A 25,678-nucleotide genomic window follows, 5' to 3' on the forward strand; every position below is an offset into this window, starting at 1 on the left:
CCAAGATCGCCGAACTGCTCCAGCCGGAGCGCATCGGCGTCCACCTGTCGGAGGAGTTCCAGCTCCACCCCGAACAGTCCACCGACGCGATCGTCGTCCACCACCCCGAAGCCGGATACTTCAACGCGGGAGGCCGCGCATGACGCGCCCGCCGACCTTCTCCTTCGAGTTCTTCCCGCCCAAGACCGAGCAGGGCTCCCGGGCCCTGTGGGACACCATCCGCCGGATCGAGTCCCTCCGGCCGGCCTTCGTGTCCGTCACCTACGGCGCCGGCGGCTCCTCCCGGGAACGCACCGTGGAGGTCACCCACCGCATCGCGCGGGAGACCACACTGCGCCCGGTGGCCCATCTCACCGCCGTCGGGCACTCGGTGAACGAGCTGCGCCACATCATCGGCCGGTACGCCGACGCGGGCATCCGGGACGTGCTGGCGCTGCGCGGCGATCCGCCCGGCGACCCCAAGGGACCCTGGACGCCGCACCCGCAGGGCCTCACCCACGCCTACCAACTCGTGGAACTGGTCCGCTCGCTGGGCGACTTCACCGTCGGGGTGGCGGCCTTCCCCGAGACGCACCCGCGTTCGCCCGACTGGGAGTCCGACATCCGGCACTTCGTCGCCAAGTGCAGGGCCGGGGCCGACTACGCCATCACGCAGATGTTCTTCCACGTGGAGGACTATCTGCGGCTGCGGGACCGGGTGGCGGCGGCCGGCTGCGACATCCCGATCATCCCGGAGATCATGCCCGCCACCGACGTACGGCAGATCCGCCGGTTCGCGGAACTCTCCGACGCGGCCTTCCCCGAGGACCTGGCGCACCGCCTGGAAGCCGCCCGAGACAACCCCGGGGAGGGGCACCGGATCGGCGTCGAGTACGCCGTCACCATGGCCGAGCGGCTCCTCGCCGAGGGCGCTCCCGGTCTGCACTACATCACCCTGAACCGCTCCAAGGCGGCGCTCGACATCCACCAAGCGATCCTTCCGGCCCATCCCCACCCGACCCCGAGGAGCCTCAGTGCCCGCTGAACCGCACGCCGCCGCCCTGGACTTCAAGGTCGCCGACCTGTCCCTGGCCGACTTCGGCCGCAAGGAGATCACGCTCGCCGAGCACGAGATGCCGGGCCTGATGGCGCTGCGTGCGAAGTTCGCCGACAGGCAGCCGCTGCAGGGCGCCCGGATCACCGGCTCCCTGCACATGACGGTGCAGACCGCCGTGCTCATCGAGACCCTGGTCGCGCTCGGCGCACAGGTCCGCTGGGGCTCCTGCAACATCTTCTCCACCCAGGACCACGCCGCGGCCGCCGTCGCCGTCGGCCCCGACGGCACCCCCGACAACCCGCGGGGCATCCCGGTCTTCGCCTGGAAGGGCGAGACCCTGGAGGAGTACTGGTGGTGCACCGAGCAGGCGCTGACCTGGCCGGGCAGCCCCACCGGCGGCCCCAACATGATCCTCGACGACGGTGGTGACGCCACGCTGCTGCTGCACATGGGCGTGGAGTTCGAGAAGGACGGCCAGGTACCCGAGCCGACCGGCGAGGAGAGCGAGGAGTTCCGCCTCATCCTCGAGATGCTCACCCGCAGCCTCGCCGAGCGGCCCACCAAGTGGACCGACGCCGCCTCGGACATCCGCGGCGTGACGGAGGAGACCACCACCGGCGTCCACCGCCTGTACGAGCTGGCCCGCGCCGGCCGTCTGCTGTTCCCCGCGATCAACGTCAACGACTCCGTCACCAAGTCGAAGTTCGACAACAAGTACGGCTGCCGCCACTCCCTGGTGGACGGCATCAACCGGGCCACCGACACCCTCATCGGCGGCAAGACCGCGGTCGTCTGCGGCTACGGCGACGTCGGCAAGGGCTGCGCGGAATCCCTGCGCGGGCAGGGCGCCCGCGTGATCGTCACCGAGATCGACCCGATCTGCGCCCTCCAGGCGGCCATGGACGGCTACCAGGTCACCACCCTGGACGAGGTGGTCGAGACCGCGGACATCTTCATCACCGCCACCGGCAACAAGGAGGTCATCCTCGCCGAGGACATGGCGCGGATGAAGCACCAGGCGATCGTCGGCAACATCGGCCACTTCGACAACGAGATCGACATGGCCGGTCTCGCCAAGGTGCCCGGCATCGTGAAGGAGGAGATCAAGCCGCAGGTCCACACGTGGACCTTCTCCGACGGCAAGAAGATCATCGTGCTGTCCGAGGGCCGCCTGCTGAACCTGGGCAACGCCACCGGCCACCCGTCGTTCGTGATGTCCAACTCCTTCGCCAACCAGACGCTGGCGCAGATCGAGCTGTTCACCAAACCCGAGCAGTACCCGGTCGGCGTCTACATGCTGCCCAAGCACCTGGACGAGCGGGTCGCCCGCGTCCACCTGGAGGCGCTGGGGGTGAAGCTGACGAGGCTCACCGAGGAGCAGGCCTCCTACCTCGGCCTCCCGGTCGAGGGCCCCTACAAACCCGACCACTACCGCTACTGACGTCATGAACCCCCTGCGCACCCGGCACCGGTCCCCGGCCATCACCCGCGCCCGGACCGGCCTGACCGACGATGTGCGCGGCCGGCAGCGCCGCTACCTGGCGGCCATGCTGGTGCGCACCGCGTGTGTGGTGGTGATGACCGCCACCTGGAGCCGCTGGCCGGTGCTCGCCGTAGGGGCGCTGGCCGGCGGCGTGCTCATCCCGTACGCCGCCGTGGTCGTCGCCCAGGCCGGCTGGCGCCAGCAGCGCGGCACCCGGCACCGCCCCGCCGCGGCGCCGGCCGGCCCGCAGCCGCGCGGACGGGTCCTGGAGCCGACCGCGATCCTGCCCGCCGACCGCAACGCGCCGTGCTGACCCCTCAGAGCACGACAAGCCCCGCTTTAGCCCGCCCCCGGACACTGGGGGGCGGTCCCCCCTGCCGGGGGCCGTCGACCCTGCCGCATCCGCCGAGGAGCCCCGCCATGACGACTCGTACCTCCGGGCAGGCCGCGCGTGCCGCGGAACACCTGCGCGGCTGGCTGATCGCCCGTCTCGCGATCTACCTGGACCGCCCGGAGGAATCCTTCGACCACCACACGCCGCTCGCCGAGTACGGCATGGACTCGGTGGCGGCGCTGAGCCTGTGCGGCGACCTGGAGGACGAGCACGGCCTCGTCGTCGAACCGTCCCTCGTCTGGGACCATCCCACGATCGCCCAGCTCGTCGCCCACCTGACCGGGCGCCTGACCGAGGCGAACGACCCCGCGAACCACCGACAGCTCTGACAGCTCGGCAGCACGTACGCGGGGCCGGAACTCCCCTGACCACCAGGGGAGTTCCGGCCCCGCGTACGTGCTCGTCCGCCGCGGCGTCACCCGGTCAGTTCCCGGGCCCGCGCCCGGGCCTGCTTCTCCGCCCCGAGCACGTCGTCCAGACCGAGCAGCTCGCCGGGCGCCTGCTCCAGCTGCTCCTCCACCACCCGCCGCACCGTCGACACGATCCCGAGGAACGGCAGCCGCCCCGCCAGGAAGGCGGCCACGCACTCCTCGTTGGCCGCGTTGTACACCGCGGGCGCCACCCCGCCCGCCTCGCCGACGAACCGGGCCAGGGCGACCGCGGGAAAGGCCTCCTCGTCCAGCGGGAAGAAGGTCCAGGCGGTGGCCGACGACCAGTCGCAGGCCGGCGCCGCGTCCGGCACCCGTTGCGGCCAGCCGAGGGCCAGCGAGATCGGGATGCGCATGTCCGGCGGGCTCACCTGCGCCAGCGTGGACCCGTCGGTGAACTCCACCAGCGAGTGCACCACCGACTGCGGATGCACCACCACGCCGATCCGCTCGAAGGGCACGTCGAACAGGACGTGGGCCTCGATGACCTCCAGCCCCTTGTTCATCAGCGTGGCCGAGTTGACGGTGACCACCGGACCCATGTCCCAGGTCGGATGCGCCAGGGCCTGCTCGGGGGTCACCGCCTCCAGGTCCGCGCGGCTGCGCCCGCGGAACGGCCCGCCGCTGGCCGTCAGGACCAGCCGCCGCACCTCCGTGCGGCGACCGCCGCTCAGACACTGGTAGAGCGCCGAGTGCTCGGAGTCCACCGGCACCACCTGGCCCGGCCGGGCCAGCCGCCGCACCAGCGGGGCGCCCGCGACCACGGACTCCTTGTTGGCCAGCGCCAGCGTGGTGCCCCGCTCCAGGGCCGCCAGCGTCGGGGCCAGCCCGATGGAGCCGCTGATGCCGTTGAGGACCACGTCGCACGCGGTGGCCGCCAGTTCGGCGCTCGCGTCGGGACCGGCCAGGATCCGCGGCAGCCGCCGCCCGCCGGCCCGTGCCCGCAGCTCCTCGCGCAGCGCGCCGGCGGCCTCCGGGCGGGCCACCGCCACCACCGGCACATCGAATTCGAGCGCCTGCTCCGCGAGCCTGCCGAGCCGCCCGGCGCCCGCGGCCAGACCCACCACGCGGAACCGGTCCGGGCAGCGCCGCACCACGTCCAGGGCCTGGGTGCCGATCGAGCCGGTCGAACCGAGGATCACCACCTCCCGCGGTCCGCTGCCGGGCGCGGTCCGCACCCAGGGATCGGCGAGCGGACCGGAGGTACGGGTCGCCGCCATGGCTCAGGCGCCGACGGTGGTGACGTCGTCGACCACCGGGTGGTCGCTGTCCAGGGGACCGGCCGTGCCGGCGCCGCCCGGCGAGCCGACCGAGTCGAACACCTCGGCGTTGGCCGGCCCGTACGCGGCCCACTGCTCCGGCACGTCCTCCTCGTAGAAGATCGCCTCGACCGGGCAGACCGGCTCGCACGCACCGCAGTCCACGCATTCGTCCGGGTGGATGTAGAGCATCCGCGGTCCCTCGTAGATGCAGTCCACGGGGCACTCGTCGATGCAGGCCTTGTCCTTGACGTCGACGCAGGGCTGGGCGATGACATACGTCATGGGTGGGCTCCTCGGTCTGTCCGACGGACGGGGTGGGTACGCGTGGGGCTTTGGAGCCGCCGTCGACGCGTCAGCCCCTCTCGCTGGACTCCGAAAACCCTCACCGGTCCGTCATTCGAACGGCCGCGCCTTGCGACGGGCTAAAGCGCGGCCGCACCCGCTCACCACCGCGCCCTCCACCAGCTCGCATGGCTGGATCAAAACCACTCGTTCGTGTCATGTGACCTGGTCATCCGGGTGCGCGGGGCGGTCGCGCGAGCCGGTCCATGTCCGGATTCTTCAGAGCGGCTTAAGCCACCGTTCCTAGCGTCCGCGTGCACACCGTGGGAGTACCGGGAAGACCCGAGCCCGTGGCGCGAACCGGCGCCGGGCGGTCCTGAGGGGGAGCATGTCGACCGATCTGCGGGCGTACGAGCCGATGGCCGAGATCGTGGGCCGGGAACTCGATCTGATCGGGGTCCAGGGACGGCTGGAGGACCCGTCCATCCGGCTGACCACGCTCACCGGATCCGGCGGTGTGGGCAAGAGCCGCCTCGCCGCCGAGGCGGCCCGCTCCCTCACCGGCACCTTCCCCGGCGGCATCCACACCGTGGACCTGCCCGCCTGCCGGGGACCGGAGGCCGCGGTCGCCGCCGTCGACCGGATCGCCGCCGACGTCCCGCCCGGCCGGCGGACCCTGCTGCTCCTCGACGGCGTGGAACACCTCGCCGCCCACCTCGCCCCGGTCGTCGCCGACCACCTGGCCGCCACACCCTCCCTGACCGTGCTCGCCACCGGACAGGAGGTCCTGCGCATCTACGGCGAACGGGTGATGCCGGTCGCACCGCTGCCACCACCCGGCCCCCTCCTCGAACCCGACGTCGCCGACGTGCAGGACAACCCGGCCGTGCGGCTGTTCACCCGCCGCGCCCACGAGGTGAACCCCCAGTTCTCCCTCACCGCCGAGAACGTCGAAGCCGTCGTCGACATCTGCAACCTGCTCGAAGGCGTCCCGCTCGTGCTGGAACTCGCCGCGCGCCGGCTGAGGCTGTTCCCGCTGCAGGAACTGCGCGCCTGGCTGCACCGGGGCGGCGACAGCCACCTGTCCGGGCCCGTCGACGTGCCGCCCCGGCAGCGCTCCGCCCTCGCCATCGCCGAGTGGAGCTGCCGGGGCCTCGCCCCGCAGCAGCAGGCCCTGCTCGCCCGGCTCTCCCTGTTCCGCCCGGGCGCCACCCTGGCCACCGCCGAGAAGATCTCCCCGCTGGACCCCGCGGAGACCGCCGCCGCCCTCGAAGCCCTCCTCGACCGCAACCTGCTCACCCTCGACGAGAGACCGCACACCGACAGCCGGCTGACCATGTCGCGCACCATCCGCGTCTACGGCCTGTCCCTGCTGGAGCGCGACACCGAGGCGGCCACGGCCGCCCGGCAGGTCCACGCCCGCCACTACCAGAAGCTGCTGCTCTCCCTCGAAGGCCGCTTCCACGGCTCGGAGCAGCAGCGCTGGCTGCGTGTCGCGGGCGCCGAGCACGACAACGTGCTCGCCGCCCTGGAACACCTCGCCGGCGGCCCCGACCTCGCGGCGCGCGCCGCGCTGGTCGCCGCCTGCCTGCGCCCCTGGCTCGTCGGCGGCGAACTGCGCGAGGGACTGCGCTGGTTCGACACCACCGCGCGCGCCCTGCACGAGGCGACCGGCGACGACGAGGACACCCTGCGCCTCCAGGCCCGTATGCACACCGGGGCCGGTGTCCTGGCCGCCGCCCTCGGCGACCAGGACGGGGCGGCGCACCGCCACCGGCGTGCCGTCGCCCTGTACAAGCGGCTGCGCGACCCGCGAGGGGGCGCGCTGGCCTCCGCCCGCATGGGCCACGCCCTGTTCCACTGCGGGGACCGGGCGGTCGGCCAGTCCCTGCTGGCCGCCGCCCGCACCGCCCTGGACACCCACGGCGACACCGCGGGCTCCGCGGAGGCCGCCGCGTCGCTGGCCGAGGCGCTGCTCGCCGGAAACCGGCTGGAGGAGGCGGGCGCACTGCTGGAACGGGCCGAGCGCATCCAGCGCCAGCACGGCGAGATCCGCGACCTGGCCCGCACCCTGCACCTGCGGGCCCGGCTCGCGCAGCGCGAGGACGACGAGGCCGCCGCCCAGACCGCGCTGCGCGAAAGCCTCAGCCTGTACGACTCGATCGGCGAGCACACCGAACTGCCCGCCGTCCTCGACGCGTTCGCCCTGCTCCTGCAGGCCGGCGGCGGCCAGCCGCAGCGGGCCACCCGGCTGCTGGCCGCCGCGGAGGCACTGCGCCGCCGCACCGGCGCCAAGGTGGACGCCGAACGCTGGGACCGGCTGGAGGCCGCGGTCACCGGGCTGCGCCGCCAGCTCGGATGGACCGTCTTCGCCACCGCCTGGGTCGAGGGACTGCGCCTGCGCCCCGAGACGATGGCCACCGAGGCGCTCGCCGCGGTCGAGCCGGGCCGGGGCGCCGAACGCGGTGAGGCCGCCGCGCTGACCCCCCGCCAGCTCCAGGTGGCACTGCTGGTCGCCGAGGGCATGACGAACCGCCAGATCTCGCACCAGCTTCAGATCGCCGAGTGGACCGTGGTCAACCACGTCCGCAACGTGATGCGGAAGCTCGGTTGCAGCTCCCGGGTCCAGGTGGCCTGGGCCGTCGGCAGGAGGCAGTGATGGCGCACGCCGAACAGGCGCCGGAGCGCGGGGGCACGACACCGGGCACGAAACCGGGCGCGAGGACCCGTGCCGCCCGGGCCGCCGGAGCGCCGGCCGCGCCCGACGGAGGTGTGCCGCTCCCCGACCTCCTGGCCGCCGTACGCCCGCCGGCCGACACCGCCCGCCGCTTCACCGGCGACGGCTCCTGGCGCACCCGGACCGTGCTGCACGACCTGTACCGCGGCGCCGCCGTGCACCCGGACCGCACCGCGATCGTCGCCCACCGCGGCCACTTCCCGGCCGACGCGCGGGTGCTGCGCGTCTCCTACGGCGAGCTGGCCGTGTACGTGGACCGCTTCGCGCACGCCCTGGAGACGCTCGGCGTGCGCGCGGGCGACCCGGTCGCCTTCCAGCTGCCCAACCGCTGGGAGACCTGCGCGCTGCTGCTGGCGTGCCTGCGCGTCGGTGCCGTCGCCGTACCGGTGATGGCCGGGTACGGCGCCCGCGACCTGGAGGCCGTGCTCACCGCCGCCCAGCCGAAGGTGTGCGTGGTGCTGAACCTGTGGGAGGGCACCTCGCCCGCGCAGGTCCTCGCCGACCTCGCCCCCGCACTGCCCTGGCTGCGGCACCGTGTGGTGCTGGGCGACGCGGCGGCCACCGGCGCCGTGGACTTCGTACGGCACTTCGTGCGCACCCCGCACGAGCGCTACCACCGCACCGACTGGCTCCCCCTGCCCTCGGACCCGGCCGACCGGATCTGCCTGGCCGTCACCTCGCTGGGGCTGCACTCGGCGCACAGCATGGCCATGCACACCCCCAACACCCTGCACGCGGGCGTGGACCCGCAGGCCCGGGGCGCGGTGTTCACCGCCCTGCCGCTGGCCGCCCTGCCGTCCCTGCTGCTCGCGGTGGCCGGCCCGCTCAGCCGGGGCGCGACCGTGGTGCTCCAGGACGTGTGGGACCCGGAGGCCACGCTCGACCTGATGGCGGCGGCCGGAGTACGGCACGCGCTCGCCACGCCCGCGCAGTGGGCCGAACTGGTCGCCGCGCAGCGGCAGCGGGCCCGCCCGCTGGGCCGGCTGCGGCACGCGGTCGCCTCCGACCCGGTGGGTGTCGACACCCGCCTGGTACGGCAGGTCCACGAGACGCTGCGGGTACCGCTGGAGACGGCGGTACGGCCGGTCAGGGGCAGCGAGACCGAGCTGGTGCCCGCCGAGGACGGCCGCTACCGGCTGCGGACCCGCGGCCCCTCCTCGCCGCTCGCGGTGTGGCAGCGCACGACCGGCGGCCTGCTCCTGACCTGGGAGCGGGACGGCTGGGCGGACACCGGGCAGTTGGTCGACCTGGACGAGGCGGGCCGGGCCCGCACCCGCACCGAGGAGGTCGGGGGTGTCTTCCTGGTGCCCGTCACCGAGGTGGAGGACCATCTGCTGGCGCACCCGAGGGTCGCCGAGGCCGCGGTCGTGGGCTGCACGGATCCCGAGCACGGCGAGCTGGCCTGCGCCGTCGTGGTACCGGCCGGCGACCCACCCACCCTGCGCGATCTCCGCGACCACCTGCTGTCCCGGGGCATCCTCCCCGCCCACCTGCCCGCCCGCCTGGAACTGGTCCCCACCCTCCCCCGCGCCCCCACCGGCGAACTCCGCCGCCACCACCTCCAGGAGACCCTCACCCGCCGCCTGTCCCTGCCGGCCTGACTCCCTCTCCGAACTGGAGTACGCGGGGGAGGACACGGCACACCACCGTCCCCGGCCGGGAAGGGGTGGCCGGGGACGGTGAAAGGGGACGGTCGGGGCGGCGCGAGGGTGGGGTGGAGCCGGGCTGGTGGGGCACGCTGGCGGTGGCGGTCGCCGACGGTGCGGCGCAACCGGGCGACGTGCCGTGCCCTCACAGCACCGAGACCACGGGCTCGCCGGTGTGCTGCGCGCGTTCCTCCTCCGGCAGCGATTCCACGATCTTCAGCGCCTCCTCGATGAGCGTCTCGACGATCTTGGACTCGGGCACCGTCTTCACCGGCTCGCCCTTGATGAAGATCTGGCCCTTGCCGTTGCCGGAGGCGACGCCGAGGTCCGCCTCGCGGGCCTCGCCGGGGCCGTTGACGACACAGCCCATCACCGCCACCCGCAGCGGCGCGTCCAGCCCCTCCAGGCCGGCCGTCACCTCGTCGGCGAGCTTCCACACGTCCACCTGCGCCCGCCCGCAGCCGGGGCAGGAGACGATCTCCAGACCGCGCTTCCTGAGGTTGAGGGCCTCCAGAATCTGGATGCCGACCTTGACCTCCTCCACCGGCGGGGTGGACAGCGACACCCGGATGGTGTCGCCGATGCCCCGCGACAGCAGCGCCCCGAACGCGACCGACGACTTGATCGTGCCCTGGAAGGCCGGTCCGGCCTCCGTGACACCCAGGTGGAGTGGGTAGTCGCACTGCTCGGCGAGCTGCCGGTAGGCCTCGATCATCACCACTGGGTCGTTGTGCTTGACGGAGATCTTGATGTCCCTGAAGCCGTGCTCCTCGAACAGCGAGGCCTCCCACAGCGCGGACTCGACCAGCGCCTCCGGGGTCGCCTTGCCGTACTTCTGCAGCAGCCGCCGGTCCAGCGAGCCCGCGTTGACGCCGATCCGGATCGGCGTGCCGTGGTCCCTGGCCGCCTTCGCGATCTCCTTGACCTTGTCGTCGAACTGCTTGATGTTGCCCGGGTTGACGCGGACGGCGGCGCACCCGGCCTCGATCGCGGCGAACACGTACTTCGGCTGGAAGTGGATGTCCGCGATCACCGGGATCTGCGACTTGCGGGCGATCTCGGGCAGCGCCGCCGCGTCGTCCTGCGACGGGCAGGCCACCCGCACGATCTGGCAGCCTGCGGCGGTCAGTTGCGCGATCTGCTGGAGCGTGGCGTTCACATCGGAGGTGACCGTGGTCGTCATCGACTGCACCGAGACGGGCGCGTCCCCGCCGACCGGCACGCTGCCGACCATGATCTGACGGGACTTGCGGCGCGGCGCGACGGCCTTGGGCGGCAGAACGGGGGTGCCGAGCAGAACGGACATGGGAGTTCTTCCTCTCACGGTCGAAAAGCGGTCGGATAGCGGTCGGAGCGCGGTCGTACGACGGCTGAGCGGCGGGTCGCCCGGCGGGATGTCCGGCGGCTCACGCGACCTGGCCCGCGCGCCGCGACTGCGTCACCTGGCGGTGCAGCGTCTCGGTGATGGACCCGGCGATGTCACCGGAGGTCAGCCCCATCTCCCGCAGGATGTCGGGACGCTTGCCGTGGTCGAGGAACTTCTGCGCGATGCCGAACTCCCGCATCGGGGTATCCACCCCGGCGGCGTGCAGCGCCTGCGAGACGGCCGAACCGACGCCGCCCGCCAGGCCGTTGTCCTCGAGGGTGACCACCAGCCGGTGCCGGGCGGCCAGCGGCATCAGCTCCGGCGCCACCGGCTTGACCCAGCGCGGGTCGACGACGGTGCAGCCGATGCCGTCGGTGGCCAGCAGCGACGCCGCGTCCAGGGCGGTCTGCGCCATCGCGCCGACCGCGACGATCAGGACGTCCTCGTCATCGCCGCGGTGCAGGACGTCGATCCCGCCGATCGTGTCGACGGCGTCGATGTCGGCCTGCACCGCGCCCTTGGGGAAGCGGACCGCGGTCGGCCCGTCGTCGACGGCGACCGCCTCGCCGAACAGTTCGGCCAGCCTCCGGCCGTCGCGCGGCGCGGCGATCCGCAGCCCGGGCACCACTTGCAGGATCGACATGTCCCACATGCCGTTGTGGCTGGCGCCGTCGTCCCCGGTGACCCCGGCCCGGTCGAGCACGAACGTCACCGGCAGCCGGTGCAGGGCCACGTCCATCAGCGCCTGGTCGAAGGCCCGGTTGAGGAACGTGGCGTACATCGCCACCACCGGGTGCAGCCCGCCCATCGCGAGCCCGGCCGCCGAGGTCACCGCGTGCTGTTCGGCGATGCCGACGTCGAAGGTGCGCTCGGGGAACTCCTGCGAGAACTTCAGCAGGCCCGTCGGCTCCAGCATCGCCGCGGTGATCGCCACGACATCGGACCGCTCCCGGCCGGCCCTGACCAGTTCCTCGGAGAACACCGACGTCCAGGTACGGGCCGGCTTCGCGGCGGCCTTGCCGCGGCCGGTGCGCGGGTCGAACGCACCCGTGGCGTGGAACCGGTCCAGCTCGTGGTTCTCGGCGGGCTCGTAGCCGGCGCCCTTGGTGGTGAGGGTGTGCACCAGGACCGGTCCGCCGTAGTGCCGGGCCCGCTCCAGCGCCTTCTCCAGGGCCGCGATGTCGTGGCCGTCCACGGGGCCGATGTACTTCAGACCCAGCCCGTCGAAGAGGTTCTGCGGCGCCACCATGTCCTTCAGGCCGTGCTTGGCGCCGTGCAGCCCCTCGTACAGCGTGCCGCCCACGACCGGGGTGCGCTTGGCGACCAGCTTGCCCCACTCCAGGAGCCGCTCGTACTTGTGCGAGGTGCGCAGCTTCGTCAGCTGCTCGGCGAGCCCGCCGATGGTCGGCGCGTAGGAGCGGCCGTTGTCGTTCACGACGATGATGACGGGCCGGTCCTTGGCGGCCGCGATGTTGTTGATGGCCTCCCAGCACATGCCGCCGGTCAGCGCGCCGTCGCCGATCACCGCGATCACCGCGCGGTCCTTCTCACCGTTGAGCTGGTGGGCCTTGGCCAGCCCGTCGGCGTACGACAGGGCGGTGGAGGCGTGCGAGTTCTCCACCAGGTCGTGCACCGACTCCGCCTGCGAGGGATAGCCGGACAGGCCGTCGGGCTGGCGCAGCGAGTCGAACAGGTCGGCGCGGCCGGTGAGCATCTTGTGCACGTACGTCTGGTGGCCGGTGTCCCACACGATCTGGTCCCGGGGCGAGGAGAAGACCCGGTGCAGGGCGAGCGTCAGCTCCACCACACCGAGGTTGGGGCCCAGATGGCCGCCGGTCTTGGAGACCTTGCGCACCAGCAGGTCGCGGAGCTCGTCGGCCAGCTGCTTCAGCTGCCCCTGGTCCAGGCGGCGCAGGTCGCGCGGGGAGCGCACCCCGGCCAGCAGGGTGCCGAGTTCCTCCTGCCGGGCGCGGTGGCCCTCGGCCGGGACGAAACGGATCCCGGTGCCCGGCTCCAGGCCGATCTCTGGGCCGGTGCGCGCCGGGTCGCAGGCGATCAGCACGTTGTAGTGGTTGGGGAAGTGGCAGGCGTCCCAGCCCAGCACGGTGCCGATCCGCTCGCCGGCGACCCACACCTCGTCGCCGCGGTCCAGCACCCCGCCTCCCGCGATCTCCACGAAGCCGAGGAAACCGACCCGGTCGACGGTGCCGCCGGGGGCGGTGTCCACCTGGTCGGTGGTGACCAGTTCGTGGACCTCGCCCTGCTGCACGCAGCGGCTGGTGTGCGGTTCGAGGACCATGCCGCGGTCGTCGCGGCGGTGCTTGAGGACCTTGACGACGGTGCCTTCGACGCTCTTCTTGCGGCCGTTCTCGTGGTGTGCCATGACGGTTTCGACTCCTTGGAAGTGGGCGCGGGCGGGGCAGCGGGCTGGGGGCGGCGAAGGGTCAGCCGGTGGCGGTGGCGGCGGCGCGTTCGGCCTCGTAGACCCGGCCGACGAGTTCGAGGGTGGCCAGGCCGTCGGGCCACCGGTCGAGCTCGCCGCGCAGCACCTGGCCGAACTCGCGCAGCACCCCGACGTATTCGTGCGCGAGGGAACTCTTGAAGGCGGGGTAGCCGGCGAGCATGTCGGCGCGCAGCAGCCGGCCGTCGGCGAGCAGCACCTCGACGTCCTTGCGCTCCCCGTGCCGGTAGTCCCAGTCCAGGTCCACCACGGCGGTGGCGCCCCGCGCGGCCGTGAGGGTGATCAGCGCCTGCCGGTCGATGCCGACGTCGTCGCGGACCACGCGCGCCCGCTCCAGGGCGACGTCCTCACCGAGGAACAGGTGCACCACGTCGATGGCGTTGGGGCCGTTGTCGGCGACGCACCCGCCGCCGCAGCGCGCCGGGTCGAGATACCAGCGGTCCTTTCCGACGTGCTCCTCGATCCGCTCCCAGTAGTGCACCGTCAGCCGCTCGACCGGCACCCCCTCGGACAGCTGCGCCAGCAGGTCGAGGACGTTGGTGTTGTAGCGGCGGTGGTAGGCGGTGAACAGCGGTGTCTTCTTCTCGTCGGCCAGGGCCCGCAGTGCGCGCCCCTCCTCGACGGTGATGCCGAGCGGCTTCTCCACGCACACCGCCACCCCGGCGGCCAGGGCGTCGCGGCAGACGGTGAAGTGCACGTCGTTGGGGACGTTGACGACGACCGCGTCCAGCTCGGTCTCGGCCAGCATCCGGCGGTGGTCGCGGAAGGTGGGAACGCGGCCCCGGTGCGGGGCGAGGGTGTCCTCGTTCAGGTCGCACACCGCGGCCAGTTCGATCTCCGGGACCTCGGTGGCCAGTGCCTCGACGTAGAAGCGGGAGATGACACCGAGGCCGATGATGCCGATGCGGATCCTGCTCATCGGGTTCCTCCGAGGGGGGCGGGCGGGGTCAGGGACAGGTGCGCGGCGACCTCTTCCAGCTCGGCGTAGAGGGCGGCGGCCAGCGGGACGCCGTGGGCGCGGGCCTCAAGGGCGTGCTGTGCCTCGGGCCAGCCCGGGTAGCGCACCGGCTGCGCGGGGTCCAGGGCGCGGGCGTCGAGCAGGGCTTCGAACAGCTCCTCGGACTGCCGGACGAACGCGCTGTGCGAGCGCAGCCGGCCCGGGGCGATGGCCAGCGTGAAGAAGCCGATGTTGTCGTCGCGGCCGGCCGCGGAGGTCGGGCCGAGCTCGGCTCCGGGCAGCAGCGCCGCCAGCGTCTCCACCATCAGGCTCAGCGCGTAGCCCTTGAACGAGCCGGTCTCCGGACGGCCGCCCAGCCACTGCAGATGGGCCTCGCCCCGGTCGAAGGCGGCCGGGTCGGTCACCGGGTTGCCGGCGTCGTCGACGAGCCAGCCCTCCGGGATCGGCCGGCCGGCGCGGGCCGCGGACCGGATCCGGCCGGTGGGCACCACCGTGGTGCTCATGTCCAGCACGTACGCCGGGTGGGACCCCACCGGCACCGCCACGGAGAACGGATTGGTGCCCAGCAGCGGCTCGGCGGCCCCCGGCGGGCGGATGATCCGCTGGCCGCCGCAGTTTCCGGCGAGGAACCCGATGGCGCCCTGCTCGGCGGCGTGCTGGGTGAAGTGCCCGGCGCACCCGAAGTGGGTGCCGTTGAACAGGGAGACCAGGGCGACGCCGTGGGTCTCGGCGCGTTCCAGGGCCAGGTCCATCGCGGCCCGCGCGGACCACAGGCCGAGCGCCTGGTGGGAGTCGACGAGCAGCGCCGCGCCGCGGTCGGTGACGATTTCGAGGTCGGCCGCCGGATCGGCGCGTCCCTCGTCGAACAGGGGCAGGTAGAGGCGGGTCAGGTTGGCCAGGCCGTGCGAGGTCACGCCGGTCAGGTCGCCGTGCACCAGGGCGCGGGCGGCGATCTCGGCCCGCTCGGGGAGCAGACCGCGGCGGGCGAACACCTCGGCGGTGAAGCCGACCAGTTGGTCGTGGTCCAGCCGCACCGTGGTGCGTCCGGCTGTCGGGGCGGTGATCATCTTCTCCTCATCACAAGGGTCGGTGGTTCACGTCCGGCGGCCCGTCGGGCCGTCACGTCGGGGGTCACACGAGGTCGGTGGCGGCCGTGGTCGACTCGGTGGTGGCGAAGGCGGTCAGCAGCCGGGCCACCGCGCCCGAGAACGCCTCGAGTTCGCCCCGTTCGGCGAACTCGGCGTCGGCGTGCGCGTGGTTGGCCTGCAGATCGCCGGGGCCGAGCACCGCGGTGAACGCGCCGGGCAGTCCGTCGGCCCAGATCGCGTCGCAGGTGAACGCGGGCTCGTGGGCGGGCCAGCGGGGGAGCCCGGCCCGCTCGGTGAGCAGGTGCTCGGCCCACGCGTCGTGGGCGTTGAGCGTGGGCAGCCCGCGCTTGAGCCAGTCCAGCCGTGTGATCAGCGGCGCCTCGGCGGCGGTCAGCGCCAGCAGCGGGCTGTCCGCGAACCGCTCGCGGAAGCCGGCCAGGCCCGCCCGGAACTCCTCGCGCACCGCGTTCTCCAGGGCCGTGCCGTCGGCGGCGGTGCCGTAGGACAGGTTCAGCAGCAGCCGGCCGGTGCCGTAGACCTTGTTGTGCAGCGCTCCGGTCTCCAGGCCGGCCACACACACCTGCCCGCTGCCGGCGTACCCGGGCAGGGTGGCCGCCAGGTGCCCGGCGAGGTGCCCGAGCAGCACGGTCGCGTTGTGCCCGGCGGCCGGCGCGTCGTCGATCGCGTCGTTGCCGTCGACCTGGACGCGGGCGGTCATGGCGGCGGTGGAGCGAGTCAGCAGCCGGCCCCGGGTGGGTTCGCAGAAGATGTTCAGCCGGCCCGTGTAGCCCCGCTCGATCAGCGGCCGGGTGCCGTACACCCCCATGGCGCCGCCCTCTTCCCCGGACACCACCTGGATGAGCACGCCCACCTTGGTGCCGATGAGCGGCTCGGCCGCGGCGGCCGCGCGGATTCCGGCGAGCAGTGCCACCGCGGGCCCCTTGGCGTCGATGGCGCCCCGGCCCAGGAACCGGTCACCGTCCAGCTTCACCGGCTGCCGCCCGGCGACGGTGTCCATGTGCACGTTGAACATCACCGTCGACCGCCGCGGCAGGCGCGGCCCGAGCCGCAGCACCAGGCTGGGCTGCGCGGCCAGGAACTCCGGGTCACGGGCCAGCGCGGCGCGTACCGCGGCCGGCACCCGCTCGTCGGTGAGCGTCCCGGCCTCGGCGGTGCCGTGCCACTCGACGGTGGCGCCGATGCCGGCGGCGGCCTCGGCGTAGGCGCGCTGCGCCTCCCACAGGCGGACCTCCCGGCCGGGCGTGCCCTCCAGGGGGCCGGCGGTGGGCAGCTCCAGCAGGTGCAGGAGCAGTTCGTCGTCGGCTCGGGTCAGTGGGACGCTGTGGGTCGCCTCAGCGGTCGGTGCCGGCACGGGACGGCTCCTTTCGTGACGGGGGGCGGGTGGCGAGGACCTCGGTGGCGACGAGGTCTTCGAGGTGGCGGCCGTACTCGGCGAACAGGGCGGGTCCGTCGGCGTCGAGGTGGGCACGGCTGACGTGCGGCCTCAGCGCCAGGTGCGGTTCGATCGACCAGATCCCGGCGAAGCCGGCCTCCAGCAGCAGCCGCAGGCAGTCGGCGACCCGGCTGTCACCGTGCCCGGGCAGCGTGTAGGCGGCGTCCGGGCCGCTGCCGACGGCGTCCTTGACGTGGACGTGCGCCACGGCCTCGGGGTTTTCCTGGAGCAGGCGCACCAGCACGTCGTAGGTCTCGTAGTGGTAGGCGGCGCCGTTGCCGGTGTCGAACAGCAGCCGCAGCGCGGGACTGTCGACCTCGGCGAGCAGCCGCAGCATCCGCTCGGCGCTGCGGCCCGCCCACCCGGCGCAGTTCTCGTGCAGCAGGACCAGCCCGTACTCGGCGGCCCGGCCGGCCAGCAGCCGCATCCGGCGGATCACCTCGGTGGCCCAGGCGTCCTCGTCCCAGCCGTCGTTGGGGTACGACATGACCCGCACGTACCGGGTGCCGAGCGCGGCGCAGCGGGCGCCGAGCCGGTCCAGTTCCCTGAGGTCCGCCTCGATGCCCTGGCTGACCGGCCGGGACCAGTCCGCGATCCGGGAGTCCACACAGGCGGTGCCGAGGCCCGCGGCGCGCAGGGCGTGCACGCAGCTGTCGAAGCCCTCGTCGTCCAGGTCGGCGATCGCCACGCCGTTCACGCTGCGCAGCTCGATCAGCTGCCATCCCAGGCCGCGGATCGCCGCGATCTGCTGGGTGAGGGTGCGGCCGGCCTCGTCGCCGATACCGGCGTAGAGGATCCCGGGCGCCGCCTCCCCCCGCGGGGCGGGGGCGGTGGGTGGGGTGGGGTCAGGAGACATGGGGCAGGACCTCCGGGCGGATCTCCTCCTCGATCTGCCGGACCAGGCCGTACTCCCCGGCCGCGGCCTCCAGCCGGGCCAGCCGGGCGTGCTGCTTGGCCTCCGCGAGGACCGTGGTCACCCGGGCGTTGAGCCGGAAGTCGGGCTCCAGGTCGGCGCCCGAGGTGAACTGCTCGTAGGCGTGCACCAGGAACCGGGCGAGGGAGTCGTCGCGGAACACCGAGTGCGGCACCAGGCCCTCCACGGAGGTGTCCAGGCGGGCGTAGTCGTCGTTCTCGCTGATCGGGTAGTGGCCCACCGCCCAGCCGCCGCTGAAGCCGAGCCGGATCACCCGCTCCCGTATCGGGGAGGCGAGGTCGGAGAAGATCTCCGTCTGCACGCCGGTGCCGTGGTCCAGGAACAGACGGGCGGCGCCCATCTCCCGTACGACGGCGTCCTGTACGCGCATGTCGCGCAGCTCGGCCCCCGCGGTGGTGGCGTCCCCCGCGAGGGACAGGACCACGCCCACCGAGTGCGGCAGCTCCACGTCGAACGCGGTCGGGTGGCCCTCGGTGGCCAGGGTGCGGGCGATACGCGGCTTGCGCTGGGCGATGAACACGGTCTGCAGCTCGCCGAGTTCGCCGCCGCGCACCAGGGCGTGCAGCCGCCGGGTCAGCGCGCTCTGCAGCCAGTGCGCGACGACGATGAGCTGCAGGCCGCGAGCCCGGCGCAGCGCGTCGATGCCGGGCAGTTCCTCGGCGGAGGCGACCAGCGGCTTCTCCACCAGGATCTTGCGGAAGCCGAGGTCGGCGAGTTCGGTCAGCGGACCCAGCCGGTGGGTGGGCGGGGTGCACAGGTGGACGACGGTGTCGTCGGGGTCGAGCAGTTCCCGGGCCCGTTTGAGGTCCGGTACGGCGAGTACGTCGGAATCGGTCAGGTGCGGGGTGCTCGCGTCGGCGTCGTGGACGACCGCTGGCAGGTCGGAGAAGAGGCCTGCGCAGCGCTCCATACGGCGCAGACGGCGCAGCACCTTCCAGTGCAGTCCGTGGCCGGCGCGGCCGAATCCGACGATCAGCGTCCTGGGCATCGTGGGTTCTCTCCCTCGGGCGGGCTCGGTCAGTGGCTGCGGTAGGCCACCTGCGTGGCCAGGCGGGAAAACTCCTGGCGCCAGGCCTCGTCCAGACCACAGGCGCTGAGCGCGGCACACGCCCGGTCGACCAGGGCGGCGATGGTGCGCTCGACGGCCGCCCGCACTCCGGTCTCCTCCAGGACCTGGCGCAGCAGGTCGGCGTCCCAGGGCCGGCCGTCCCGGCGGTCCAGCAGGGCGGCCACGCGCGCGTCGCGCTCGGCGGCCAGGGCCAGCAGCAGGGTCATCTTGTGCTCGGCGAAGTCGAGTCCGGTCGGCTTGCCGGCCTCCTCGGTGGAGCCGAACGCGTCGATCAGGTCGTCGCGCAGCTGGAACGCCTCGCCGAGCGCGAGCCCGTACCCCTCGAACGCGGCGGCCATGTCGGGGCGGCCGGCGAGGGTGGCGCCCAGCACCAGCGGGCGGTGGATGGTGTAGCGACCGGACTTCTGTACGGCGATCCAGCGGGACAGCGCCGGGTCGACGACGCCCTCCGCGGCGACCGCCAGGTCCAGGTGCTGGCCGATGACGAGCTCGGTGCGCATCTCGTTCCACACGGCCCGGGCCGGGGTGGGCAGTTGGGCCGCGAACTGGTCGGCGTAGACGAAGGCCAGGTCACCGGCGAGGACCGCGGCACCCTCGCCGAAGCGGCGGGGCTCGCCCTGCCAGCCGCGCACCTGGTGGGAGGCGATGAACGCCTCGTGCACGGTGGGGGCGCCGCGGCGCAGCGAGGAGTTGTCGGAGATGTCGTCGTGGATCAGGATGAACGTCTGCAGCAGCTCGACGGCGGCCGAGGCGTCCACGGCGACCGGGTGCGCCGGGTTGCCGCCCGCGGCGAGGAACCCGCTCAGGCAGAACACCGGGCGCAGCCGCTTGCCGCCGCTGGCGAGGAACGAGGCGATGGCCTTCACCGGCTGGGCGGCGCGCGGATCGACGTCGTACCAGCGGGCCTGCTCCTGGGTGACGAAGTCACGCAGCCGCTCCTCGACCCGGGCGAGCAGCTCGCCGCGGACCTGCTGGACGGGGCTCGTCGCGGGAGGCGCGGTGGCGGCGGACTGCGGAATGGCAGTGGTCATGACGGGCCTTTCGGTATTTATCGGGCAGTCGTAGGCAAGGCGGTGGACGGGCCGGGGGGGCCGGCAGGCACGGGGGACACAGGCGCAGGGGGGAAAGGCGCGAGGGCGTACGAAGCCGTCCGTGCTCGGGTGACTCTCGAGGAAGCGGCCGGGAAGCGGCCTGGAGGCGGTCGCCGGAAGCGGCGGCCCGGTCACCGGTACGGCACGATCCAGGGCCCCGGCGGCGGGAAGAAGGCGGCTCGCGGTGCCGGGTGGTGGTGCGCGGCGTGGTACGGGGCGGTGCGGGGCGCGGTCAGCGGCGGGCCGTCACCCGGCCGCGCCCGCGGTGAGGGAGGCCGGCAGTCCGAAGACCTGGTTCTCCACGGCCGAGCGCTCGATCTCCAGGTCCGCGTAGCCGAGTTCGGCGAGCCGGTCCAGAAGCTGCTCCACCAGGACCTCCGGAGCGCTGGCCCCGGCGCTGACCCCGATGGTGTCGGCGCCGCGCAGCCAGTCGGGGTCCAGGTCGGCGACCTCCGGCACCAGGTGGGCGGCGGTACCCAGGCCCCGGACCACCTCCACCATGCGGATGGAGTTGGAGGAGTTCGTGGAGCCCACCACCAGCACCAGGTCGCTGCGGGCCGCGATCGCCTTCACCGCGTTCTGCCGGTTCTGGCTGGCGTAGCAGATGTCGCTCTTGGGCGGGCCGTCCAGCGCGGGGAAGCGGCGGTGCAGGGCGTCGATGATGTCGGAGGTCTCGTCCAGGGAGAGGGTGGTCTGCGAGAGGTAGCCGACGTCGGCGTCGCCGGGCAGGTCCAGCGCGTCCACCGCCTCGACGTCCTCCACGATGATGGTGCGGTCGGGCGCCTCGCCGAGGGTGCCCTCGACCTCCTCGTGGTCGGCGTGACCGATCAGCAGGATCGTCTTGCCGTCGCGGGCGTAACGGCGGGCCTCCTGGTGCACCTTGGCGACCAGCGGGCAGGTCGCGTCGATGACGTCGAGACCGCGTCCATGGGCGTTGGAACGGACCGCGGGCGACACACCGTGCGCGGAGAAGACGCAGACCGCGCCGGGCGGCACCTCGCCCTCGGAGTCGACGAATATCGCGCCGCGCTGCCGCAGGGAACGCACCACATAGTGGTTGTGGACGATCTCCTTGCGTACGTAGACCGGCGGGCCGTACTTGTTCAGCGCCTCCTCCACTATGGAAATGGCACGGCGCACACCGGCGCAGAACCCACGCGGCTCGGCGAGAATGATTTTCTTGCGGCCGGTGGAATTCCGCTCAGGAGCCTTCGGATTGCTGGACTTCGTCATCGCTTGCGTTCTCCCGTCGCGGTGGTCGAGGTGATGCGAGAGTGCCGACCGGCCCGAGCGGGCGTCAACGAAATCAGGCTCCCGGGGCCGTACCCGGCGGGCAGGGGCGGATTTCTTCCCTGGGCGCTGTCACGACCGCCCGCCGCACCGCGTTCCCTGTCACCGAAACCGCAGACGGACTACGGAACCTTGCCATGTGCTTGCCATCCCGGCCGCCCGGGAATTCGGGCACCCGCGCCCGCCGCCTCACTCCTGGCGCGGCCCGGCCGCCGATCCGCCGCCCCCGGCGTGCCCGCTTGCGAAATCCCTCGCCAGCAGCATCCGCTGCAGTTCCCGCGCCGCCCGGGGCGGTGCCACGTCGCTGCGGTGGGCCAGGGCGATCGTGCGGTGCAGCGCGGGGTCGGTCAGCGCGGTCACCCGCAGGTCCCGGCCGGCGCGGGCGGCCACCATGCGGGGTACGACGGCCAGACCGAGCCCCGCGTGCACGAACCCCAGCACCGCGTCCATCTCGCCGCCCTCGATGGCGAAGTCGGGTTCGAAGCCCTCGGCGCGGCAGGCGGCCACGGTCAGTTCCCGCAGATCGTAGCCGTGCCGGAACATCACCAGCCGCCGGTCCTTGAGGTCCGCGACACGCAGCGCGGCGCCGTCACCCGGGGCCGGCACGAAGGGGGAGGAGACCACCACCAGGTCCTCCCGCAGAAGTGACACGGTGGTCAGGGCCGGCGACGGCGTCGGCAGCGGCAGGACGACCAGAGCGAGGTCGAGGGCGCCACGCGCCAGCTGGCGCACCAGGTCCCGGGAGCCGCCCTCCCGGATGACGACCCGCATGCCCGGAAAACGGTCGTAGAAGGCGCGCAGCGCCTCCGGTAACAGCCATGTGCACAGGCTCGGCGTCGCCCCCAGCCGTACCCGCCCCCGCCGCAGCTGCGCCAGCTCCGCGACCTCCTGCCGGGCGGTGTCCGCGTCGGCGAGGATCCGCCGGGCCAGCGGCAGCAGCGCCTCACCGGCGTCGGTGAGCCTGATGTTGCCCCGCGCACGCCGGAACAAGTCCGCGCCCAGCTCCCGCTCCAGCGCCCTGATCTGCTGCGAGAGCGAGGGCTGGGCCACGTGCATCCGCTCGGCGGCCCGGGTGAAGTGCCGGGTCTCGGCCACCGCCACGAAGTATCGGAGCTGCTGGAACTGCATGTGATCACGGTAGACGCCGAGGCCATAGGTGAATAGGTGTTGCCTATCGAAACGAGCCGGACCATGTCTTGGACCGATGGGGACCTTCGGCCCTAGCGTCTTGTGCCATGGCTCTGGCAACGCGGACGGACCGACGGCCGTCCCTCGCACGCACCGTGTGGGACTCCACCGTCGGCAAGAAGACGGTGATGGCGGTCAGCGGCCTGATCATGCTGCTGTACCTGGTCGCCCACATGCTGGGCAATCTCAAGATCTTCTTCGGGCCGGGCGACTTCAACGGATACGCCCACTGGCTGCGCACCCTCGGCGAACCCGCCGTGCACTACGGCTGGACGCTGTGGGGCCTGCGGGTGGTCCTCGTGGTCTCCGTGGTCGCCCACGCCGTGTCCGCGTACCAGCTCAGCCGCCGCGACATCCGGGCACGCCCCAGCAAGTACGTGCACTCCCGGCCGCGGGCGAGCTACGCGACCCGGACCATGCGCTGGGGCGGGATCATCCTCGGCCTGTTCGTCGTCTGGCACCTGCTGGACCTGACCACCGGCACCGTGCACTCCGGCGGCTTCCAGGAGGGCCGCCCGTACCAGAACGTCGTGGACACCTTCTCCACCTGGTACGGCGACGTGATCTACATCGTCGCGATGCTCGCGCTGGGCCTGCACATCCGGCACGGCTTCTGGAGCGCGGCCCAGAGCCTCGGCGTCGGCAGCCGCAGCCGCGACCGCGCCCTGAAGACCGTCGCCAACGTCCTAGCGCTGCTGCTCACGGCCGGCTTCATCGCCGTACCCGTGAGCGTCATGACCGGAGTGGTGAGCTGACATGACTACCTACGCCGACTACAAGACGGGCGAGCCGGTCGCCGACACCAAGGCGCCCTCCGGCCCGGTCAACGAGCGCTGGGACAGGCGCCGTTTCGAGGCCAAACTGGTCAACCCGGCCAACCGCCGCAAGCACACGGTCATCGTCGTCGGCACCGGTCTCGCGGGCGGCTCGGCCGGCGCCACCCTCGCCGAACAGGGCTACCACGTCGTCCAGTTCTGCTACCAGGACTCCCCGCGCCGCGCCCACTCCATCGCCGCGCAGGGCGGCATCAACGCCGCGAAGAACTACCGCAACGACGGCGACTCCGTGCACCGCCTGTTCTACGACACGGTCAAGGGCGGCGACTTCAGGGCGCGCGAGTCCAACGTGCACCGCCTCGCGCAGATCTCGGTGGAGATCATCGACCAGTGCGTGGCCCAGGGCGTGCCCTTCGCCCGCGAGTACGGCGGCCTCCTCGACACCCGCTCCTTCGGCGGCGTCCAGGTCTCGCGCACCTTCTACGCCCGCGGCCAGACGGGCCAGCAGCTGCTGCTGGGCGCGTACCAGGCGCTGTCGCGGCAGATCGCGGCCGGGAACGTGGAGATGCACCCGCGCACCGAGATGCTGGACCTGATCGTCGTCGACGGGCGGGCGCGCGGGATCGTGGCCCGGGACCTGATCACCGGGAAGATCTCCACGTACTTCGCGGACGCGGTGGTGCTCGCGAGCGGCGGCTACGGCAACGTCTTCTACCTGTCGACGAACGCCATGAACTCCAACGCCACCGCCATCTGGCGGGCACACCGGCGCGGCGCCTACTTCGCCAACCCCTGCTTCACGCAGATCCACCCCACCTGCATCCCGCGCACCGGCGACCACCAGTCCAAGCTCACCCTGATGAGCGAGTCGCTGCGCAACGACGGCCGGATCTGGGTCCCGAAGGCGAAGGGCGACCAGCGGCCCGCGCACCGGATCCCGGAGGACGAGCGCGACTACTACCTGGAGCGCGTCTACCCCTCCTTCGGCAACCTCGTCCCGCGCGACATCGCCTCCCGCGCCGCGAAGAACGTCTGCGACGAGGGCAGGGGCGTGGGCCCCGGCGGGCAGGGCGTCTACCTGGACTTCGCGGACGCCATCAAGCGCATGGGCCGGGCGGCCGTCGAGGCGAAGTACGGCAACCTCTTCGACATGTACCAGCGGATCACCGACGAGGATCCGTACGAGGTGCCGATGCGGATCTACCCGGCCGTGCACTACACGATGGGCGGCCTGTGGGTCGACTACGACCTGCAGACCACCATCCCCGGCCTGTTCGCCATCGGCGAGGCCAACTTCTCCGACCACGGCGCCAACCGGCTCGGCGCGTCGGCGCTCATGCAGGGCCTGGCGGACGGCTACTTCGTCCTCCCGGCGACCATCAACGACTACCTGGCCCGCCATCCGCACCAGGACCCGGTCACCGACGAACATCCGGCCGTGCGGGAGGTGCTGGCGGAGACCGAGGACCGGCTGGGCCTGCTCCTGGCCGTCGACGGCGACCGCACCCCCGACTCCTTCCACCGCGAAGTCGGCGAGCTCATGTGGGAGTTCTGCGGCATGGCCCGTACCGACAGCGGACTGCGCAAGGCACTGGAGCGCATCCCGCAGATCCGCGAGGAGTTCTGGCGGCGCATCAAGGTCCCCGGGACCGGCGAGGAGTTCAACCAGTCCCTGGAGAAGGCCAACCGCGTCGTCGACTACCTGGAACTCGCCGAGCTGATGTGCCTCGACGCGCTGCACCGCGCCGAGTCCTGCGGCGGCCACTTCCGCGAGGAGTCCCAGACCCCGGACGGCGAGGCCGCCCGCAAGGACGACGAGTTCTCGTACGCGGCCGCCTGGGAGTTCACCAGTACGGGCTCCGCCCCCGTCCTGCACAAGGAAGACCTGGTCTTCGAGTACGTCCACCCCACCCAGCGGAGCTACGCATGAAGCTCACCCTGCGCGTCTGGCGGCAGCGGAACACCGACGCCGAAGGCGCCATGTCCACGTACGAGGTGGACGGCATCTCCTCCGACATGTCCTTCCTGGAGATGCTCGACACCCTCAACGAGGAGCTCATCCTCAAGGGCGAGGACCCCGTCGCCTTCGACCACGACTGCCGCGAGGGCATCTGCGGCGCGTGCTCCCTCGTCATCAACGGCGAGGCCCACGGGCCCGAGCGCACCACCACCTGCCAGCTGCACATGCGGTCCTTCGAGGACGGCGACACGATCGACATCGAGCCCTGGCGGGCCTCCGCGTTCCCGGTGATCAAGGACCTGGTGGTGGACCGGTCGGCGTTCGACCGGATCATCCAGGCCGGCGGGTACATCACCGCGCCGACGGGATCCGCACCGGAGGCGCACGCCACACCGGTGCCCAAGCCCGACGCCGACTTCGCCTTCGAGCACGCGGAGTGCATCGGCTGCGGGGCGTGTGTCGCCGCCTGCCCCAACGGGGCGGCGATGCTGTTCACCTCCGCCAAGGTCAACCACCTCAACGTGCTTCCGCAGGGCGCGCCGGAGCGGGAGACCCGGGTGCTGGACATGGTGGCGCAGATGGACGAGGAGGGGTTCGGCGGGTGCACGCTCACCGGTGAGTGCGCCACCGCCTGCCCCAAGGGGATTCCGCTGGTGTCCATCACCAGCATGAACAGGGAATGGCTGCGGGCCACGCGGAAGGCGGCGAAGCGGTAGCGCCGCCCCCGGCTCCGGCGACAGTCGAAGGGCCGTACGACGCGCCGACAGCGTCGTACG

22 protein-coding genes are annotated in these 25,678 nt (G+C 72.7%); 10 read left to right on the top strand and 12 right to left on the bottom strand.

The genetic code is table 11. The annotated features are described in order from the left end of the window. The 5 genes from ACZ7L0_RS42150 to ACZ7L0_RS42170 all read left to right on the top strand — a co-directional run. Positions 1 to 143 (top strand): vitamin B12 dependent-methionine synthase activation domain-containing protein (locus tag ACZ7L0_RS42150; RefSeq protein WP_471247951.1); only part of this gene is annotated, 143 nt, incomplete at its 5' end. After that, a complete protein-coding gene (gene metF, locus ACZ7L0_RS42155) occupies positions 140 to 1,024 on the top strand; it encodes a methylenetetrahydrofolate reductase [NAD(P)H] (RefSeq protein ID WP_471247904.1) in 885 nt (294 codons plus the stop codon). The genes ACZ7L0_RS42150 and metF, both read left to right, overlap by 4 nt. Continuing rightward, positions 1,014 to 2,477 (top strand): adenosylhomocysteinase, encoded by a 1,464-nt coding sequence (ahcY, locus tag ACZ7L0_RS42160; RefSeq protein WP_471247905.1) that lies wholly within the window; start codon positions 1,014 to 1,016, stop codon positions 2,475 to 2,477. The genes metF and ahcY overlap by 11 nt, the downstream gene beginning before the upstream one ends. Before the next feature lie 4 nt (positions 2,478 to 2,481). Beyond that, positions 2,482 to 2,832 (top strand): DUF3099 domain-containing protein, encoded by a 351-nt coding sequence (locus tag ACZ7L0_RS42165; protein ID WP_471247906.1) that lies wholly within the window; start codon positions 2,482 to 2,484, stop codon positions 2,830 to 2,832. 107 nt (positions 2,833 to 2,939) lie between these two features. Beyond that, entirely contained in the window at positions 2,940 to 3,242 is a 303-nt protein-coding gene (locus ACZ7L0_RS42170; RefSeq protein ID WP_471247907.1) for an acyl carrier protein, read from the top strand. Positions 3,243 to 3,328: 86 nt separating this feature from the next. Here ACZ7L0_RS42170 and dxr read toward each other — a convergent pair whose 3' ends face one another. Further along, entirely contained in the window at positions 3,329 to 4,561 is a 1,233-nt protein-coding gene (gene dxr / locus ACZ7L0_RS42175; RefSeq protein WP_471247908.1) for a 1-deoxy-D-xylulose-5-phosphate reductoisomerase, read from the bottom strand. A 3-nt stretch (positions 4,562 to 4,564) separates the two neighbouring features. Next, positions 4,565 to 4,885: a ferredoxin gene (gene fdxA / locus ACZ7L0_RS42180; protein ID WP_471247909.1), complete on the bottom strand. Its 321-nt coding sequence runs from the start codon at positions 4,883 to 4,885 to the stop codon at positions 4,565 to 4,567. A gap of 388 nt (positions 4,886 to 5,273) precedes the next feature. Here fdxA and ACZ7L0_RS42185 point away from each other — a divergent pair, with 388 nt between their 5' ends. After that, positions 5,274 to 7,544, top strand: coding sequence for an ATP-binding protein (locus ACZ7L0_RS42185; RefSeq protein ID WP_471247910.1), 2,271 nt, complete (start codon positions 5,274 to 5,276; stop codon positions 7,542 to 7,544). Beyond that, positions 7,544 to 9,223, top strand: a complete 1,680-nt coding sequence (locus ACZ7L0_RS42190) for an AMP-binding protein (protein WP_471247911.1) — start codon at positions 7,544 to 7,546, stop codon at positions 9,221 to 9,223. The genes ACZ7L0_RS42185 and ACZ7L0_RS42190 overlap by 1 nt, the downstream gene beginning before the upstream one ends. 190 nt (positions 9,224 to 9,413) lie before the next feature. Here ACZ7L0_RS42190 and ispG read toward each other — a convergent pair whose 3' ends face one another. The 10 genes from ispG to ACZ7L0_RS42240 all read right to left on the bottom strand — a co-directional run bounded on the left by ispG (position 9,414) and on the right by ACZ7L0_RS42240 (position 22,106). After that, positions 9,414 to 10,574 carry a flavodoxin-dependent (E)-4-hydroxy-3-methylbut-2-enyl-diphosphate synthase gene (ispG, locus tag ACZ7L0_RS42195; RefSeq protein ID WP_471247912.1) on the bottom strand — a complete coding sequence of 387 codons (1,161 nt, stop codon included), beginning with the start codon at positions 10,572 to 10,574 and terminating at the stop codon, positions 9,414 to 9,416. A gap of 100 nt (positions 10,575 to 10,674) precedes the next feature. Next, positions 10,675 to 13,017, bottom strand: coding sequence for a 1-deoxy-D-xylulose-5-phosphate synthase (gene dxs / locus ACZ7L0_RS42200; RefSeq protein WP_471247913.1), 2,343 nt, complete (start codon positions 13,015 to 13,017; stop codon positions 10,675 to 10,677). Between the two features lie 61 nt (positions 13,018 to 13,078). Then, on the bottom strand, positions 13,079 to 14,014 hold the full coding sequence (locus ACZ7L0_RS42205; RefSeq protein WP_471247914.1) for a Gfo/Idh/MocA family protein: 936 nt from the start codon (positions 14,012 to 14,014) through the stop codon (positions 13,079 to 13,081). Beyond that, positions 14,011 to 15,120 (bottom strand): Ldh family oxidoreductase, encoded by a 1,110-nt coding sequence (locus tag ACZ7L0_RS42210; RefSeq protein ID WP_471247915.1) that lies wholly within the window; start codon positions 15,118 to 15,120, stop codon positions 14,011 to 14,013. Before ACZ7L0_RS42210 ends, ACZ7L0_RS42205 begins: the two co-directional genes overlap by 4 nt. Before the next feature lie 64 nt (positions 15,121 to 15,184). Continuing rightward, positions 15,185 to 16,513 carry a M20/M25/M40 family metallo-hydrolase gene (locus tag ACZ7L0_RS42215; RefSeq protein WP_471247916.1) on the bottom strand — a complete coding sequence of 443 codons (1,329 nt, stop codon included), beginning with the start codon at positions 16,511 to 16,513 and terminating at the stop codon, positions 15,185 to 15,187. Then, positions 16,494 to 17,450, bottom strand: a complete 957-nt coding sequence (locus ACZ7L0_RS42220) for a sugar phosphate isomerase/epimerase family protein (RefSeq protein WP_471247917.1) — start codon at positions 17,448 to 17,450, stop codon at positions 16,494 to 16,496. Before ACZ7L0_RS42220 ends, ACZ7L0_RS42215 begins: the two co-directional genes overlap by 20 nt. Then, positions 17,440 to 18,516 (bottom strand): Gfo/Idh/MocA family oxidoreductase, encoded by a 1,077-nt coding sequence (locus tag ACZ7L0_RS42225; protein WP_471247918.1) that lies wholly within the window; start codon positions 18,514 to 18,516, stop codon positions 17,440 to 17,442. The genes ACZ7L0_RS42220 and ACZ7L0_RS42225 overlap by 11 nt, the downstream gene beginning before the upstream one ends. 29 nt (positions 18,517 to 18,545) lie before the next feature. Next, on the bottom strand, positions 18,546 to 19,628 hold the full coding sequence (locus ACZ7L0_RS42230; protein WP_471247919.1) for a polyprenyl synthetase family protein: 1,083 nt from the start codon (positions 19,626 to 19,628) through the stop codon (positions 18,546 to 18,548). A 306-nt stretch (positions 19,629 to 19,934) separates the two neighbouring features. Then, positions 19,935 to 20,921, bottom strand: coding sequence for a 4-hydroxy-3-methylbut-2-enyl diphosphate reductase (locus tag ACZ7L0_RS42235; RefSeq protein ID WP_471247920.1), 987 nt, complete (start codon positions 20,919 to 20,921; stop codon positions 19,935 to 19,937). Between the two features lie 246 nt (positions 20,922 to 21,167). Continuing rightward, positions 21,168 to 22,106, bottom strand: a complete 939-nt coding sequence (locus ACZ7L0_RS42240) for a LysR family transcriptional regulator (RefSeq protein ID WP_471247921.1) — start codon at positions 22,104 to 22,106, stop codon at positions 21,168 to 21,170. Positions 22,107 to 22,213: 107 nt separating this feature from the next. On the opposite strand from ACZ7L0_RS42240, the gene ACZ7L0_RS42245 reads away from it, so the two are divergent. Genes ACZ7L0_RS42245 through ACZ7L0_RS42255 form a run of 3 tightly spaced genes read left to right on the top strand, consistent with a single transcriptional unit; the run spans position 22,214 to position 25,618 of the window. Continuing rightward, positions 22,214 to 22,921 carry a succinate dehydrogenase gene (locus ACZ7L0_RS42245; RefSeq protein WP_471247922.1) on the top strand — a complete coding sequence of 236 codons (708 nt, stop codon included), beginning with the start codon at positions 22,214 to 22,216 and terminating at the stop codon, positions 22,919 to 22,921. Position 22,922: 1 nt separating this feature from the next. After that, positions 22,923 to 24,872, top strand: a complete 1,950-nt coding sequence (locus ACZ7L0_RS42250; protein WP_471247923.1) for a fumarate reductase/succinate dehydrogenase flavoprotein subunit — start codon at positions 22,923 to 22,925, stop codon at positions 24,870 to 24,872. Next, a complete protein-coding gene (locus ACZ7L0_RS42255; RefSeq protein ID WP_471247924.1) occupies positions 24,869 to 25,618 on the top strand; it encodes a succinate dehydrogenase/fumarate reductase iron-sulfur subunit in 750 nt (249 codons plus the stop codon). Before ACZ7L0_RS42250 ends, ACZ7L0_RS42255 begins: the two co-directional genes overlap by 4 nt. Positions 25,619 to 25,678: the final 60 nt, after the last annotated feature.

This window comes from Streptomyces sp. NPDC039424, from assembly GCF_055639495.1.

What these genes read in the sequence shown, in the direction of transcription:
- ACZ7L0_RS42185 (WP_471247910.1), top strand. Translation starts at nt 5,274, where the DNA reads ATGTCGACCGATCTGCGGGCGTACGAGCCGATGGCCGAGATCGTGGGC.
- ACZ7L0_RS42235 (WP_471247920.1), bottom strand. Translation starts at nt 20,921, where the DNA reads ATGACGAAGTCCAGCAATCCGAAGGCTCCTGAGCGGAATTCCACCGGC.
- ACZ7L0_RS42210 (WP_471247915.1), bottom strand. Translation starts at nt 15,120, where the DNA reads ATGATCACCGCCCCGACAGCCGGACGCACCACGGTGCGGCTGGACCAC.
- dxr (WP_471247908.1), bottom strand. Translation starts at nt 4,561, where the DNA reads ATGGCGGCGACCCGTACCTCCGGTCCGCTCGCCGATCCCTGGGTGCGG.
- ACZ7L0_RS42230 (WP_471247919.1), bottom strand. Translation starts at nt 19,628, where the DNA reads ATGACCACTGCCATTCCGCAGTCCGCCGCCACCGCGCCTCCCGCGACG.
- ACZ7L0_RS42205 (WP_471247914.1), bottom strand. Translation starts at nt 14,014, where the DNA reads ATGAGCAGGATCCGCATCGGCATCATCGGCCTCGGTGTCATCTCCCGC.
- fdxA (WP_471247909.1), bottom strand. Translation starts at nt 4,885, where the DNA reads ATGACGTATGTCATCGCCCAGCCCTGCGTCGACGTCAAGGACAAGGCC.
- ACZ7L0_RS42250 (WP_471247923.1), top strand. Translation starts at nt 22,923, where the DNA reads ATGACTACCTACGCCGACTACAAGACGGGCGAGCCGGTCGCCGACACC.
- ispG (WP_471247912.1), bottom strand. Translation starts at nt 10,574, where the DNA reads ATGTCCGTTCTGCTCGGCACCCCCGTTCTGCCGCCCAAGGCCGTCGCG.
- metF (WP_471247904.1), top strand. Translation starts at nt 140, where the DNA reads ATGACGCGCCCGCCGACCTTCTCCTTCGAGTTCTTCCCGCCCAAGACC.
- ACZ7L0_RS42245 (WP_471247922.1), top strand. Translation starts at nt 22,214, where the DNA reads ATGGCTCTGGCAACGCGGACGGACCGACGGCCGTCCCTCGCACGCACC.
- ACZ7L0_RS42225 (WP_471247918.1), bottom strand. Translation starts at nt 18,516, where the DNA reads ATGCCCAGGACGCTGATCGTCGGATTCGGCCGCGCCGGCCACGGACTG.
- dxs (WP_471247913.1), bottom strand. Translation starts at nt 13,017, where the DNA reads ATGGCACACCACGAGAACGGCCGCAAGAAGAGCGTCGAAGGCACCGTC.
- ACZ7L0_RS42190 (WP_471247911.1), top strand. Translation starts at nt 7,544, where the DNA reads ATGGCGCACGCCGAACAGGCGCCGGAGCGCGGGGGCACGACACCGGGC.
- ACZ7L0_RS42240 (WP_471247921.1), bottom strand. Translation starts at nt 22,106, where the DNA reads ATGCAGTTCCAGCAGCTCCGATACTTCGTGGCGGTGGCCGAGACCCGG.
- ACZ7L0_RS42220 (WP_471247917.1), bottom strand. Translation starts at nt 17,450, where the DNA reads ATGTCTCCTGACCCCACCCCACCCACCGCCCCCGCCCCGCGGGGGGAG.
- ACZ7L0_RS42255 (WP_471247924.1), top strand. Translation starts at nt 24,869, where the DNA reads ATGAAGCTCACCCTGCGCGTCTGGCGGCAGCGGAACACCGACGCCGAA.
- ACZ7L0_RS42165 (WP_471247906.1), top strand. Translation starts at nt 2,482, where the DNA reads ATGAACCCCCTGCGCACCCGGCACCGGTCCCCGGCCATCACCCGCGCC.
- ACZ7L0_RS42170 (WP_471247907.1), top strand. Translation starts at nt 2,940, where the DNA reads ATGACGACTCGTACCTCCGGGCAGGCCGCGCGTGCCGCGGAACACCTG.